This is a genomic window from Phormidium pseudopriestleyi FRX01, from assembly GCF_017313335.1.
Classification (GTDB): domain Bacteria; phylum Cyanobacteriota; class Cyanobacteriia; order Cyanobacteriales; family Laspinemataceae; genus Laspinema; species Laspinema pseudopriestleyi.
Genome location: NZ_JAFLQW010000161.1, coordinates 1 through 15,473, shown reverse-complemented (window position 1 = coordinate 15,473; position 15,473 = coordinate 1). Strand labels below are relative to the sequence as shown.

The window sequence follows — 15,473 nt, the reverse complement described above, 5'->3', positions numbered from 1 at the left end:
GACCATAACACACCTTAAATTTTACCAACAATGGAGGGTTATTTGGCGGCGACTTCTACGGGGGGTAGGGAGACTTGAGAGAGGGTGTTTGTTGGAAGGGACTCGATCGCCTCCTCAGTTTCTGCTTCTTCCAGAGGAGAGGCAATCCACCACAATACCACTGCTGGAACGACTCCCAGAACCATGCTGAGTAAGGTGGGAATGACGAAGCGTGAATCTAACGCAACTAGGGTGATGATTGCACCAAAGGCAAAGTTAACAATGTAGGTGATTAAAGGTAATCCTAATTGTGAACGGGATAATCTAAGCGGTGCTTTCCCCCAAAAGAAGGCGGCAACACTCATGAAGATTGCGCCGGTTCCCATCCATCCGGTGAGGTTGCGGTAAGGCATTCCAAAAAAGGCTCCTTCTTCTTGGAATTGCCAGAAGGGGAAGCTGGTTTGACTCATGGCAGGGTCGAGTACGAAGTCCCAGGCAGTGAGCAGGATTGCACCGACTGCGATCGCCCCAATTTGTCGCACCCAGTTTGGCAGTTGAATCGACTCTAATCCCGCCCGCGCTAAAACATAGCAGACGAGTCCCATATAAAACCAGGACAGGGGAATCGTAAATGGCACTAATCCGGCAATTTTATAGCCTAAGCCACTCAAATATTGATAATGTCCGAAGGGGAACCCGGTACTGGTTCCGAGTAGTTCACTCCCGAGGGATAGAACCACCGCAGGGACCATAAAGGTTAACCACAATCGCGTTCCCAGTTCTCTATAGGCATAAAGGGCGACCGCTACAGCCCCTAAGATGATATAGGAGACTCCCCCTCCAGCCATGCTCCATTGGAAGACTTTCTGGCCGAATTCGGACAGGTTGACGATGAATTCGGGATTGGGTAATACCAGCAGCAGTCCGGCAAGACCAAAGGCCATTGATAGGGTATGGCTAATCAGGCACAGACGTTCAGCAGTTACAAGTTGCTTCATGGGAATCTAAAAATATTCTGATATTCAGAAAACGCTTAATATTAGTTTACAAATCTTTTAGGAAAAATAGGGTTGTGACATTTTAAGGGGATGACGTCCGGTAGGCGGCAGATTTCCATAAAATGGGTTGTTTCATCCTAAATATAGGACAAGTCGAGAGAAAAAACGCTAAATGTAGAGAAATTGAGTAAAATTAATCCCTTGTCTGGAAATCATCACCAATTTTGTCTGGGCAGGGATGGGGCATCGGTGGCGGATCCGGAATTAAGCCGATCGCCAGGGAAATATCCGTGGTAAACATTTTTTAGCTTACTTCAGCAGATGATTGCCCGGAATGGACCGGCTGCCTGCTTGATGTGAAGTCAGCTACCTGCCAGAAAAGAAGTACATTTTGAGAACAGGGGGAAACTTGTGGCGATCGCAACCACCATCGGAATCACACTCGGCGCTGCAGCATTGGTCCTGGGAACCGCTGCCACTGCCATCGAATACCAATACCGCAGAAGACCGGGAAATCAACTAGATTTAACCCCGGGAGAGTGGCATCAAGAAGTCCTATCCCCGGAACGGCATCAACTGATTGGAGAACTGGAACTGATTAACCGCACCTCCACCCTAGAAATTATGGTGCCGGAAGTCCATACCGATGTCAAACTCCTCTCCGGCAGTAGCCTAGAAGGAATCACCATCCGCACTGAAGTGATTCCGATGCACCCGGATGAAAAATCCCGGGATGATAACTACTGGTTTGGCTATATTGTCAAAATTGGCAAAAAAACTCGCATGAAAGTGGCGATTGATATTCAAGGACCCAACCTCGATCGCCTCAAAGCCGCCTGGATTGCCGTCACTTATGTCACCTATGGACCCGAGGGCCGGATTCCCAAAACCCGCCATGTCGTGGTGCCATTCAAATATCCCGACCCCTCCGAGTCTACCAACTGGCGCAAAATTCCCGAAGCAGATTCGGAAATTTTACCGATTAAAACCCATTTATTAACCAACTTGGATGACCCTGTTGATATCGTTAAGCGGTATGTGATGCCTCATGCTCAACCCGGGGATATCGTGACCATTGGGGAAACGCCCGTGGCGATTATGCAGGACCGCTGGCATCATCCCAGTACCGTTAAACCCGGTTTTGTGGCAAAACGGCTGTGTTATTTCTTCCTGCCGACCTCTAGTTTAGCCACCGCCTGCGGATTGCAAACCTTAGTGGATATTGAGGGACCTGTGCGGGTCGCTTTAGCCTTTTTCATTGGGGCGATCGCCAAAGTCTTTGGCAAACCCGGAGTCTTTTATCAGTTGGCGGGAGAACAGGCAAGGCTGATTGATGACGTTACTGGGACCCTGCCTCCCTACGATCAATTTATTGTCCTCGGTCCCGATAATCCCCAGTCTGTTGTTGATATCATCAAACAACAGACGGGATTATCTGCTGCTATCGTAGACGTGAACGATTTAAAAGCGGTTAAGATATTAGCAGCCTCCTCCGGGCTTTCTACTGATGTACTAGAGCAATCCTTACGAAGCAATCCTGCTGGGAATGCCGATGAGCAGACCCCTGTGGTGTTGATTCGTCCGGGCCGGAAATCTCAGTCCTAAAACAGCGATGGATTATAACGGAGGAAGGAACAGCGCCGATCTTCTGCCTTCCTCACGTTAGGGGGGCGATCGGGCAGGGTGAACGATAGCCACCTATGCTGTTCCACGAGGGTTGCAAAGCCTAGAAAGCTGTTTGCACGGTGCTGTCAAGCTATGTTGAATAAACAGTCCCTCCAAAATGACCTCACACCTGCCCCAAAATCAAACTCTGACGATCCGCCCCTTGCAATACCGCGACCTCGAAGCGGTGGCAGAACTCGCGAATGCGACTGAAATTGAGGCGGGCAGTCCCAGCAGTTCTCTTGAAAATGGGTCCCTGGATATCGGGACTCAAATGGATTCGGTTCGCCGCTGGTATTGGCCCCTGAAGTTGCTGAGTGTATTTCCTAATCCACTCCAAAATCGGTTGTGCGTTCGGGTGGCCCAAGACGATCGCAAAATTCGCGGTGCGATTCAGATTTCGCCGTTTAACCATACCCGCAGCACTTGGCGTGTTGACCGGGTGGTAGTCCCTCCGAGCTCGGAAAAACTGGGGATTGGTTCGCAACTGATCCGCCATTGTCTGGAGTCCATCTGGGAAGCGCGGATGTGGCTGCTAGAAGTGGATGTCAATGAAAAAGATGAATTGGCGCTGTATCGGCATAATGGGTTTCAGCCGTTGGCGCAGATGACCTATTGGGCGATCGCCCCGGAATTGTTGGAACAGTTGGCCCAACGGGAACCGGATTTACCGAATCTGATGCCCGTGAGTAATGCCGATGCTCAACTGTTGTATCAATTGGATACTGCGGCGATGCCGCCTTTGGTGCGTCAAGTGTTCGATCGCCATATCCAGGATTTTCATACCAGTTTGGTGGGTGCCGTTGCTCAAGGGGTCCGCCAATGGCTGAATAAAACGGAAACCGTCAGTGGTTATGTGTTTGAACCCCAACGCAAAGCGGCGATCGGTTACTTTCAAGTCCGCCTCAGTCGCAATGGATCTCAACCCCATGTGGCGGAATTAACCGTTCATCCGGCTTACACCTGGTTATATCCCGAACTCCTGGCTCAAATGGCCCGGATTGTCCAAGAATTACCAGCCCAATCCCTGCTGTTAGCCTCTGCGGACTATCAACCCGAACGGGAAGAATATTTGCAGCAAGTCGGTGCACAGCGGATTTCTCACAGCTTGCTGATGTCTCGTTCCGTCTGGCACAAGCTGCGCGAATCTAAGCCAGTTTCCCTGGAATTGCAACTATCCGAGGTCCTGCAAGGGTTACAAGGGACTCGCAAACCCATTCCCAGCCGGATGTCTTGGCTATCCAAGCCACCCTCTCCCTCTGCCGGTTTGGGTAAGCAAGAACCTTCCCAAGCCTCCATCGAGGAGATTGGTGCCTTGCTCCCGAGTGAGCAATTGGATATGACCTTGGATGATGATACCCTGAGTTAGAGTCTGGGTCATTAGTCAGAATCTGGCTAATGACTCGACGACGGGAGCATCTCAATTTGGACAGTCTGCCCTCATCCCCCGGAGCCCCCTTCTCCCAAAATGGGAGAAGCCTGTCCTGAGCCCTGAGCCCTGAGCCGGTCGAAGGGTCGAAGGGTCGAAGGGGGGAGCCGGATTCAAAGTCCCTCTCCCATCTTGGGAGAGGGATTTAGGGTGAGGGCTACAAAAGTGGGATGCACTCTCGACGGCTCACCCTTGGCCGTTCATGAGCAGTAGTGAACGCTCAAGTCTGTCAGGTTTGATGAAGGAATGACACAGAAAATTTCAGCACTTGGATTAGATATTGGTCGCAAACGGATTGGCGTTGCCGGTTGCGATGGAACAGGTTTAATTGCCACAGGAATTACCACCATTGAAAGCAAATCCTTTGCCGATACTCTCAGCCAACTTCAGGCGATTATTGAAGAACGCAGAGTATCGCTGTTAGTAGTAGGGTTGCCTTATTCAATGGATGGTTCCATTGGGTTTCAAGCGCGCCAAGTCCAGAAATTTAGCAAACGTCTCTCGGCAGCACTCCATTTACCTATCGAGTTTGTAGATGAGCGCCTCACTTCCTATTATGCCGAGCAAATGATGATTGAACAAAATGTTTCCCCCTCTCGCAATAAAGGGTTAATTGACCGCAAGGCGGCGGCTTTAATTTTACAACAATGGTTAGAGGACCGACGCAAAATTATCCAGGCTGAAACTGGAGAACAACCCGACGAGGGTTAATGGGTTTGTTCGGGATATTTGCAGAGGAATTACGCATTTTTGGAGGTCAAACCCTAAATGTAGAGGCGATTCGCGAATTGCCTCTACACTTGTTGGGCTATTTTAGCAATCAGTTCTTTTTTGTCAATCGACATTTTTGTAGATTTAGTTCAGGGGATAATCGGTTAAACTTAAAGATAAATAAAAAAATTTATCAACGATCGCCATCAGGCAATTGTCGATTAAAGCATCCTATCACATTTTTTTTAGACTCCTGTATGAAACGGTTATGGAATCGCCTGTTGGATTGGTTGCCCAAACTTCCCCTGCAAGTTTGGGTTTTAATTTCTGGTCGATTGTTGTCGGGAATTGGTAGTGGATTTACATTGTTTTATGCCCCGATATTCTTTGTCAATGAGGTGGGATTAACTAAAACTGCGGTGGGGTTTGCTTTAGGCATCGGTTCCCTTGCCGGAATTATCGGACGGATTGTCAGTGGTTCCTGTCTGGATTCACCCCATTGGGGCCGCAAACGCACCTTACTGGCGGCGGCGATTATTTCCGCGATCGCCTCGGGGGTATTAACGGTTGCCAATGGGTTTGAAATCTTGGTTTTAGGGAATATTCTCATGGGGTTTGGTATCGGCTTATATTGGCCTGCTACCGAGTCCGTCGTGGCAGATTTAACCACCGGGGGACAACGCCATGAGGCCTATGCAATGACCCGACTCGGAGATAGTTTAGGATTACAGCTTGGGGTGATTTGGGGCGGTTTCTTGATTTCGGTAACTGGGGAATATCGGTTACTGTTTATTATTGATTCTGCCTCATTTTTGCTATTTTTTGGATTAATTTGGATGGCGATTACGGAACCTCATCGACATGAGATTTCTTCTAAACCGCCCCTGCAAGGATGGATGAGTGCCTTTCGCGATCGCACCTTAATGGTGTATGCCTTGGTGAATATTATCTTTACCACCTATATCGCCCAAATTCAAACCACTCTTCCCCTTTATTTAAGTGATTTTGTGGAATCAGAAGAGACAGGACGGGGATTTTCTGCCGGAACGATTGGCGCATTATTTACTTGGCATTTAGCCCTCTGTATTTTGATGCAATTACCCGTTTCCCGAGTCTTTAAACATTTGCGACAGTCCAAAGTCTTAGCAATTTCCGGGATTTTATGGGCAGTGGGATTTATTTTTATTGCTATCACGGGAACGATTGCTACTTTTCCTTTAGTCACCGCAACGATCGCATTAGGGATTCTGGCGATCGCCATCGTTGTTTACAATCCCGCTGCCTCCTCTTTAGTCGCAGAAATGGCCCCCGCTTCTCTGCGTGGAGTCTATTTATCTCTGAACTCTCAATGTTGGGCGATCGGCTATTTTATTGGCCCGATTTTAGGGGGATGGGTGTTAGATTTACCCCGTCCCCTCTCTGATGGATTATGGCCTGGATTAGTGGTCAGTGTGGGGATTGTGATCTGGATTTTACAGGTTCTTGACCGGATGCTGGTGCAGAGAAAACGGCTGAGTGAATCGCAAATTTAAGGAATCCGGAAATGCCTGAAGGCATTACTACAAGCGGGGGATCCGGAAATGCCTTCAGGCATTACTACAAACGTAGAAATTGCTATCTTTCTTAGTTCGTAGTAACGCATTCAGGCGTTATCTTTCTTTATCGCCGACGCTGTTGCAATTTGCGATAAACCTCTCGCAAATCCACATTATGTTTGGCTAAGGCAACCATTGAATGATAGAATAAATCAGCGACTTCTGAGGCGATCGCATCAGCATCATCATCTTTACAAGCCATCACCACTTCCGCTGATTCCTCCCCAATTTTCTTGAGAATTTTATTATCCCCAGCGGCGATTAATCTAGCAGTATAGGACTCTTCCGAGGGATGGTCCCGCCGATCGCAAATCACCTCAAATACCTGGGATAGCGTATCTGCCGGAGGTGCAGCAATTTGGCCCTCAATTTGGTGAAAACAACTGCGTTCCCCAGTATGGCAGGCAATATCGCCAACTTGTTCAATGCCGATTAACAGACAGTCACTATCGCAGTCATAGCGTAGCGATCGCACCTTTTGGAGATGTCCCGACGTTGCGCCTTTGTGCCACAACTCCTGGCGCGATCGACTCCAATACCAGCATTCCCCGGTTTCCAGAGTTTTTTGCAACGATTCTGCATTCATCCAGGCCATCATCAACACAGTTCCATCCAGATAATCCTGGGCGATCGCCGGAACTAGACCCTGTTCATTATAGCGAATCCGATCCACGGGAATCGCCATTTTACTGCTTGCCATTTCAGTCTCCGACATAACGGTTATGTAAACTTAACATCTTTGATTTTCTGACTCCAACTGTCACCGTAATGCTGAACTTCTAAAAAATTTGCATTTTGCGGCGCAGGCTTGTAAACTCGAAAAGTCCGGGCAATTCCCAAAGTTGCTGCACTTTCCAAAGGTCCAAAAAAGCGCGAATCCCGGTCCAAAAAGTACGGTTGATTGGCCCATTGGTCCATTTGAGAACGATTCAGAAAAAAGCAGCCCGAATGGGGATTTTCTGCCCGTTTAATGGTAATCGGTTGACCCAGAACTTTACCCGTTAGCACTAGATTATCACTAAAATAGTGAGCAAAATTATCTTTTTTGCCCGTTTTGAATTCTAATTCCGGGTCAATATAAAACTTTCTCACCTCTGGCTTGTTCACCCCTTCAAATCGATTGGGTTGGAGGACTGCATGATTGCCAATGTAGCCGGTAAACCAGGATAACTTTTGGAAAAAATCCGGGTCACTTAAAATAATATCATCTTCCAAATAGCAATAATAATCATAGCGACCTAAATTTTGTTTTAACACCCCGTGACATTCAAAGCCCAACAGCATGGGATGACAGGCAAAGGACTGATGGGTATAGGAATCCGGAGTCACCGGCAATTGATCCAGAAGATGTAACCCCTGAATGGTGCAGATGATAATCGACACTTCCACGGAGGTTTCCAGATTAGCCGGGAGGGTATATAATTGCTCGTTGTACTGAAAATAGAACTGCGATCGATGATTATAAGTGCCATGTAACGATTGAATGCACTGAGTCAGGGCTTGAATCCTAGGCTGAGAATCGGGGCTTAACGATGCATAACCGCCCCCTCCCTCGGGATTGAAAACATGAGGAATAGTCACTAAAACCCGCATAGTCACTGTGGGGTAAAACTCTCTTAACACTGGGTAATTAGATTTCTGGGTGGAGAGGCGAGCAAGGGGACAAAAAACCGAGTTTCAACGGCCTTTCTTCGGTGCAAAGGCAGCCAATAATTTGTCAAAAAACCCAGTTTCTAACCACTCTACCAGCCTACTAGCCCTCGGGACTGCGATCGGGGTAGGATTAAACATTATAACTTGGACGCTCTTCTTAAACACTTCCCACCCAAAAGCCGTATTCTAAACAAAGTCAACCGTTAAGCCTCTGGCAAAGGAGACCCCTTTGGTTACAACTACATTCAATACCACAAAATCCGAAGAAATTTTCGCAGCCGCTCAAAAACTGATGCCCGGAGGGGTCAGTTCTCCCGTGCGTGCCTTCAAATCCGTGGGGGGACAACCCATCGTTTTTGATAGAGTCCAAGGCGCGTATGTTTGGGACGTAGACGGAAACCAATACATCGACTATGTGGGAACTTGGGGACCCGCCATCTGCGGACACGCTCACCCCGAAGTGATTGCGGCCCTCCATGATGCCTTAAATAAAGGGACCAGCTTTGGTGCACCCTGTTACCAAGAGAACGTGCTTGCGGAAATGGTGATTGATGCCGTTCCCTGCATAGAAATGGTGAGATTTGTTAACTCCGGAACCGAAGCCTGTATGGCGGTTTTGCGCCTGATGCGTGCCTTCACCGGACGGGAGAAATTAATCAAATTTGAAGGCTGTTATCACGGACACGCCGATATGTTCCTGGTGAAAGCGGGTTCTGGCGTTGCCACATTGGGACTGCCTGACTCTCCCGGGGTTCCCAAATCTACCACCGCCAATACCCTCACCGCACCTTACAACGACCTGGAAGCCGTTAAAGCTTTATTTGAGCAAAATCCTGGCGAGATTTCGGGGGTGATTTTAGAACCCGTTGTTGGCAATGCGGGATTTATTCCCCCAGATGCGGGATTCCTGGAAGGATTGCGGGTTCTGACGCAGGAACATGGCGCGTTACTGGTGTTTGATGAGGTCATGACGGGATTCCGGATTGCCTATGGCGGTGCACAGGAAAAATTCGGCGTCACTCCCGACTTAACCACCTTGGGTAAAGTGATTGGCGGTGGATTGCCCGTAGGGGCTTATGGTGGCCGCCGAGACATCATGGAAATGGTGGCCCCCGCTGGTCCGGTGTATCAAGCAGGGACCCTTTCAGGGAATCCGTTAGCCATGACTGCGGGAATTAAAACCTTGGAATTGCTCAACAAATCTGGAACGTATGAGTATCTGGACAAGATTACCAAAAAGTTGAGTGAGGGATTGTTGAAAATAGCCAAAGAAACCGGGAATGAAGCCTGTGGCGGTCAAATTAGCGCTATGTTTGGCTTATTTTTCAATCCCGGACCTGTGCATAATTATGAAGATGCCAAAAAATCCGACTTGAGCAAATTTGCCCGCTTCCATCGCGGAATGCTAGAACGGGGAGTCTATTTAGCGCCTTCTCAATTTGAGGCCGGATTTACTTCTTTTGCTCATACTGATGAGGATATCGATCGCACCTTAGCGATCGCCCATGAGGTGATGTCGAGTCTATAGCTAATCCCACTCAACCGGATTTCCTATAGCATTTGAGAATGAAGAACATCAGGAGGAGTAAACTTCCTGATTGTCTTCATTCTCATTGTCTTTTTTTTGTGTTAATTTATATCAAGTTTCAATCAAATATGTGAACCTCTACTCTGAACTGGAACACCACAGATAACCATTACTCAGAGGGTTTGGAGACCAAACCCCTACATGAAACAACGATTTTTCGTTATTAAATTTACTACCTTGACAGGGCTAGATGAAGGGAGTAAGTGAGAGATGAGAGGGGCGATCGCCTCGAAGAGTTTCCCTTTACGGAGTATTGGGATATTTTTGTGTTCAAACATCAGCATCCGATGAATGTGGCGTTGCACGTTGTGGGGATTTTTATTTTTTACGGGTTACTGTTTTCGGCGTGGTGGTTTCAGAATGCCTGGATCTTGCTGGGGTTACCCCTAACTCAGTTGACGGGATTAATGGGTCATTTTTGGTTTGAACGCAGTGAGATAGAACTCCGGGATGCCGTGTTTTCCTGGCGTGCGTCTTTCTGTTTGGGTCGAATGTTGTGGCGCATTTTATTAGGCAAGTATCAGGAGGATGTTCGCCAACGGGTTGAAATTGTTAGGAGAAACTTGTTTTAGAGTGGAGAGATGGGGGTTTTTAGTGTCTTTGTGAACAGTGGAAGAACGACTGAAGTCGTTACTACGAACATAGAGGGAGAACGACTGAAGTCGTTACTACGAACATAGAGGGAGAACGACTGAAGTCGTTACTACGAACATAGAGGGAGAACGAGTTGAGGTTTTAGGGGTGAGCCAGAGTGGGAAGGGTTAGGGTAAAGAAAAAAGTGGTGCCGATATTGAGTTGAGAGTTGAACCAGATGCGTCCCCCATGTCTTTCTACAATTTTTTTACAGAGACTCATGCCGATGCCGGTGCCGGGATATTTATTATAAGCATGAATTCGTTTGAAGATTTCAAACACTAGGGGATAATCTTCCTCAGCGATGCCAATGCCATTATCTTGAATGCTAAATTCAGCGAAGTTTTCATTACTGAGGGTGAGAGAAATGTTGATTTCCGGGGTGACTTGGGGGCGGCGAAATTTAATGGCATTACTGAGAATATTTTGAAAAAGCTGGATCAGTTGGGTGCGATCGCCAAGGACGATGGGGAGGGGATTGTGGGTGATACAAGCGCCACTGCAGTTGATATCTTCTTGTAAATTGGCTAAGGCTTCCGATAATACCACTTCGCAATCAATGGGTTCGAGTTCCACTTTACCCGAACGGACCCGAGAATAGGATAGTAAATCTTGAATCAGTTGATTCATGCGCTGACAGGCTTTAGAAATTTCACTCAGATAATGTTCGCCCTTTTCATCGAGTAAGGTATCATATTTCCATAATAACATATCGGCATAACCCATAATCAGTTGTAAGGGAGATTGCAAATCATGGGAAGCGATCACTGCAAATTGCTCTAATTCAGCATTGGATCTTTGTAATTCCTCATTCAGGGTTTGTAACTCCTGATTTTTTTGGATGAGTTGGTGTTGCAGACGCTCGATGGTCAGTTGTTTATGGATTCGCGCCAGGACTTCTTCGGTTTGAAAGGGCTTGGTAATGTAGTCAGCCCCTCCGGAACTAAAGGCTTTAACTTTTGCTGTAATATCATCAAGCGCGCTGAGAAAAATAACCGGAATTTGGCAAGTTTGGGGGTTTGATTGTAGGGCTTCACACACTTCATACCCGCTCAAGTTCGGCATCATGATATCTAATAAAATCAAATCCGGGATAACTTTTTGGCAGGTGGCTAAAGCCATTTCTCCAGTTAAGGCTTTGCGGACGTTATACCCTTTGACAACGAGCATGGAGGACAAAACTCGTAAATTATCCGGTTGATCATCAACGATTAAAATAACTGGCTTCTTAAACTCCTCTAAAAATTGAATCATAAATCCTCTGAGTAGGTTAAATGCATAATCTGATGGAATTGAAAATTTTCAGCTAATTTGCTTAAAGCCAGACCTAGAGGTTCAAAATCAGTCGGCATTTCTTTTGTTAATTCTAAAATCATGTCATCGCTGCATTGAGCAGCGGCATCATAAATTTTTTCTACCCATTTATTTGGCATTTTTTCTAAATAAGATTTGAGTTTATCCATTGAAAGTTCACCGGCTTCAATCTCGGGTTTTAACCGTTGAAAGGGCGGAATATCTTTGGAATAAATATAGTCTACATTCAAATGATATCCGATTTTTTCTAACAATTCATCTTTTTCTAAAGGTTTGCGAAGAAAGTCATCGCATCCGGCAGTAAATACCGCCGAACGGTCCTCCTCAAATACGCTGGCAGTTAGGGCCAAGATTGCCGGTTTCTGACTTCCGGCACTGGCTTTAATCTGTTTGGTGGCTTCATAGCCATCCATGACGGGCATTCGGAGATCCATTAATATTAAATCCGGTTGCCACTGTAACCATTGAGCGATCGCCTCTTGGCCATTTTCAGCTTCGCGCACTTCAAATCCAATACTATCCAGGAGTTTGACGAGCAACAACCGACTTTCTATCATATCATCCACGACGAGAATGCGTTTACTCGGTTGATCCGGCGCTAACCCAATCACTGCCCCCTTAGATTGAGTCCGGGGGACTTCACTCGAATCTAAGGGTTCAACCTGAATTTCAAAGATAAAGGTACTGCCGACTCCCAGGATGCTGCTCACTTGAATTTCACCGCCCATCATTCGCACAAATTGAAGACTAATGGGTAAACCCAATCCCGTTCCTTGGCCGGATTTACGTCCCGTTTCTGTTTGACCAAAACTTTCAAAAATTAAGTTCATATCTTCCTGCGCAATTCCGGGTCCTGTATCTTCGACTTCAAACTGAAGAAATTCGGCAGAGGAATCCCTATAATTTCTCAATTTAAACTCTGCACTGCCTCGGTGAACCCGCAGGGTAATGGAACCCGTTTGGGTAAATTTAATGGCGTTTCCTAAGATATTAATTAACACTTGGCGTAATTTGGCTTGATCGGCGCGGATGTACAGGGGAACATCTGGGGCAATTTCGGTGAGCAGGCGCAAGTTTTTTTCATGGGCTTTAAACCGCAACATATCTTCTAAATCTCGCAGCATCGGCCCTAGGTCAAAGGGTTCTATTTTTAAGGGGGTTCTTCCGGCTTCAATTTTAGACATTTCTAAAATGTCATTAATTAGTTCGAGTAAGTGAGAACCAGACCGATTGATAATTTCAATTTGTTGTCGGTGTTCCGGTTGGAGGGAGGGGTCTGCGGCCATCACTTGAGCAAAGCCGAGGATCGCATTGAGTGGGGTTCTCAATTCATGGCTCATGTTGGCGAGAAATTCACTTTTGGCATGGTTCGCCATTTGTGCGGCGATCGCTACTTGTTTGAGGGCTTCTTCGACTTGTTTGCGATCGGTGATGTCGCGGACGATGCCTAGAAATCCGGTAATCTGACCCATTACATCTTGTAAGGCGGTGATGGAAAGCCACACCGGGAAGCGAGAACCATCCTTGCGGAGGTAGGTCCATTCGCGGATATCCGAGACCCCTTGTCGGGCTTTGGCGACGATCGCATCAAATCCCGGGGCGATCGCATACCCCAGTTCATCGCTTAAAATCTCGGCGCGTTCCTGAAGTTCTTCCCGAGTATGAATCATGACAACATTCGCCCTTGTAGTCACTGACAGCGCCTTATAGCCCAGCAATCTTTCAGCCGCCGCATTAAAAGTGAGAATCATGCCTTGGGGGTCGGTGGCAATGATAGTATGTTCGGCACTGTTGAGAATGGCTTGTTGCAGTCGGTTGGTTTCAATTAGTTTGGCTTGGGTCTGTTTGAGCTGCGTAATGTTACTTGCGGTGCCGGTAATCCCAATCACAAAACCCGCTTCATCCCGTAAGGGAATCGCATTCAGCATCATGTAAATCGGGGTTCCGGCTTGGGTGATATGGGTGGTTTCATATTGAGAAAAATTTTGTCCTTCCATGAGGATATGGCGGAAAAATTTCTGGTCCTGACTCCACCGACTGGGGTGAATCAAATCCGTAAACAATCGCCCGATCGCCTCAGAAGGGGTATATCCATAAATGTCTCGAACCGCCGCATTCACAAAGGTAATCCGTCCTTTTGTATCGATAGTCCAAATTAATTTTTGGGGGGTTTCAACTAGGTTGCGATATTTGCTTTCACTGGTTTTGAGGGCAGTTTCCGTGATAATTCGGGCGTTAATTTCTTGTTGAAGTTGCTGGTTTTGTTGCTTGAGTTTGATGCGGGCTTGTTGTTCTCGGGTTAGAAAATTGGCTTGGGCGATCGCAATGCCGACTTGCGCGGCAATGGTTTCAATCAGCTCGATTTCTTCCTGACTCCATTCCCGGGGGCGATCGTACTCATGCAAGACGATCGCACCATTGGGTTGTCCTTTATAGGAAGTTCGCACCAACAGCATGGATTTGACCTGAAACTGTGGGTATCGGGCCAAAACGGGCTGAAATAACAGGTCAGTTTCTAGGTCATTGATAGCAACAGGGCGATCGCTTTCTAAAAATTCTTGGGCGTAGGGAGTTTCATCCAGGGGCAGTTCCAACTCCCGACTCCATTGGCATCCCTCCGCCACGGCGAAAGCGGCTATTTGCAAGGGGGGATTTCGGGTTTCTCGGTAGGTATGAATTTCAGTGCAACTCACCCCAAAGGCATCTCTAATTTCTTGGGCGGCAGTATCCAGCAGTTTTTCTAGCTTTAATTCCGAGCGAATTTTTTCGGTAATTCCCCGAAGGAGTTCACTGCGGACTAATTGTTTTTGTAACTGAATTTTGACCTGTTTGCGAGTGGTAATATCTAAAACCGTGCCAAACATTTGACTAGGCTTTCCCTGGAGGTCGAGGAGCACTTCTCCTTTGGCCTCGACATCGCGAATGGCTCCATCCGGGCCCTGGATTCGACCCTCGATTTGATAGGAACTCCCCGTGGCGATCGCCTGCTTTAATGTTTGGGAAAACCGACTGCGGTCATCGGAATGAATGGTCTTTAACACTTCAACATAGCTGGGTTTGAGTTGAGGGTTAATCCCCAGGACTCGAAACATTTCATCGGAGAGGACTAAATGTCGGGTCAACCAGTTAAATTCCCAGTTGCCCACCCCGGCAACTCGTTGGGCAGTGGCTAATGACCTTTGACTTTTTTGTAAGGAAATAATTAATCTATCTTTTTCCCGTTCGGCAGAATTACGTTGCTGAATTTCCCAGCTCAATTGAAAGTTGCGCTCTCTTAATTCTCGCTCTAATTTTTGCAGCTTAATTTGATGCTCAATGCGGTCGAAAACTTCCGCTTCCTGAAACGGTTTGGTAATATAATCCGAACCGCCTACGGCGAACCCTCTAACTTTATCAAAGGTTTCATATAATGCCCTGATAAAAATAATGGTAATATGGCGGGTTTGTTCCTGGGATTTGAGCTTTTTACAAACCTCATACCCATTCATATCCGGCATCATAATATCCAGTAAAATCAGGTCAGGAATATTGACATCTACAGCCTGAAGTGCTAATACCCCATTGGGTGCGGCTCGGACTTTATACCCATGACCCGAGAGCAAATCCACCAACAGTTTTAAGTTGGCAACCTTGTCATCAACGACCAAAATTTCTCCTTTATAAGACCGATCACCTTCTATTTTCATGGGTCAATACCTCGCCGATATAATGAAGGTGAAAATGGGTGAAAACTTGAAATCCGGGGTTTAAGCAGTTCGGGCATTCAGGGAGGGATTTTGGCCGATCGCATCCCAATGCTCGCCGCCCTCACCCTTTTTGGGAGAATGGGGCTCCGGGGGATGAGGGCCTTACAAGAGTAAGTTTTAACGCTAATAGTGATTTGCCTTACGAACGGTCCCCGGACCTTG

Annotated in this window: 11 protein-coding genes; 6 read left to right on the top strand and 5 right to left on the bottom strand. The window is 47.1% G+C overall.

The features are described from left to right. Positions 1 to 38: 38 nt before the first annotated feature. The gene (cruF, locus tag J0895_RS05950) at positions 39 to 977 is read right to left on the bottom strand and encodes a gamma-carotene 1'-hydroxylase CruF (RefSeq protein ID WP_207087192.1); all 939 of its coding nucleotides are present in this window, start codon (positions 975 to 977) and stop codon (positions 39 to 41) included. Positions 978 to 1,388: 411 nt separating this feature from the next. Here cruF and J0895_RS05945 point away from each other — a divergent pair, with 411 nt between their 5' ends. From J0895_RS05945 to J0895_RS05930, 4 genes are all read left to right on the top strand, one after another. Beyond that, complete coding sequence (locus J0895_RS05945; protein WP_207087191.1) at positions 1,389 to 2,582, top strand: F420-0:Gamma-glutamyl ligase; 1,194 nt, start codon at positions 1,389 to 1,391, stop codon at positions 2,580 to 2,582. A 178-nt stretch (positions 2,583 to 2,760) separates the two neighbouring features. Beyond that, positions 2,761 to 4,011 carry a GNAT family N-acetyltransferase gene (locus J0895_RS05940; protein WP_207087190.1) on the top strand — a complete coding sequence of 417 codons (1,251 nt, stop codon included), beginning with the start codon at positions 2,761 to 2,763 and terminating at the stop codon, positions 4,009 to 4,011. A gap of 306 nt (positions 4,012 to 4,317) precedes the next feature. Then, on the top strand, positions 4,318 to 4,782 hold the full coding sequence (gene ruvX, locus J0895_RS05935; RefSeq protein WP_207087189.1) for a Holliday junction resolvase RuvX: 465 nt from the start codon (positions 4,318 to 4,320) through the stop codon (positions 4,780 to 4,782). 257 nt (positions 4,783 to 5,039) lie between these two features. Next, positions 5,040 to 6,314: an MFS transporter gene (locus J0895_RS05930; protein WP_207087194.1), complete on the top strand. Its 1,275-nt coding sequence runs from the start codon at positions 5,040 to 5,042 to the stop codon at positions 6,312 to 6,314. A 127-nt stretch (positions 6,315 to 6,441) separates the two neighbouring features. Here the strand turns inward: J0895_RS05930 and hisIE are convergent, their stop codons facing one another. Together hisIE and J0895_RS05920 are read right to left on the bottom strand one after the other, a co-directional pair. Then, entirely contained in the window at positions 6,442 to 7,077 is a 636-nt protein-coding gene (hisIE, locus tag J0895_RS05925; RefSeq protein WP_242541087.1) for a bifunctional phosphoribosyl-AMP cyclohydrolase/phosphoribosyl-ATP diphosphatase HisIE, read from the bottom strand. 20 nt (positions 7,078 to 7,097) lie between these two features. After that, positions 7,098 to 7,970, bottom strand: coding sequence for a calcium-binding protein (locus tag J0895_RS05920; protein ID WP_207087187.1), 873 nt, complete (start codon positions 7,968 to 7,970; stop codon positions 7,098 to 7,100). A 289-nt stretch (positions 7,971 to 8,259) separates the two neighbouring features. Here J0895_RS05920 and hemL point away from each other — a divergent pair, with 289 nt between their 5' ends. Then, entirely contained in the window at positions 8,260 to 9,558 is a 1,299-nt protein-coding gene (hemL, locus tag J0895_RS05915) for a glutamate-1-semialdehyde 2,1-aminomutase (protein ID WP_207087186.1), read from the top strand. A 263-nt stretch (positions 9,559 to 9,821) separates the two neighbouring features. Next, positions 9,822 to 10,190 (top strand): Mpo1-like protein, encoded by a 369-nt coding sequence (locus J0895_RS05910; RefSeq protein WP_340643464.1) that lies wholly within the window; start codon positions 9,822 to 9,824, stop codon positions 10,188 to 10,190. A 163-nt stretch (positions 10,191 to 10,353) separates the two neighbouring features. Here the strand turns inward: J0895_RS05910 and J0895_RS05905 are convergent, their stop codons facing one another. After that, positions 10,354 to 11,505 carry a response regulator gene (locus J0895_RS05905; protein ID WP_207087185.1) on the bottom strand — a complete coding sequence of 384 codons (1,152 nt, stop codon included), beginning with the start codon at positions 11,503 to 11,505 and terminating at the stop codon, positions 10,354 to 10,356. Next, positions 11,502 to 15,251 (bottom strand): PAS domain S-box protein, encoded by a 3,750-nt coding sequence (locus J0895_RS05900; RefSeq protein ID WP_207087184.1) that lies wholly within the window; start codon positions 15,249 to 15,251, stop codon positions 11,502 to 11,504. Before J0895_RS05900 ends, J0895_RS05905 begins: the two co-directional genes overlap by 4 nt. Positions 15,252 to 15,473: the final 222 nt, after the last annotated feature.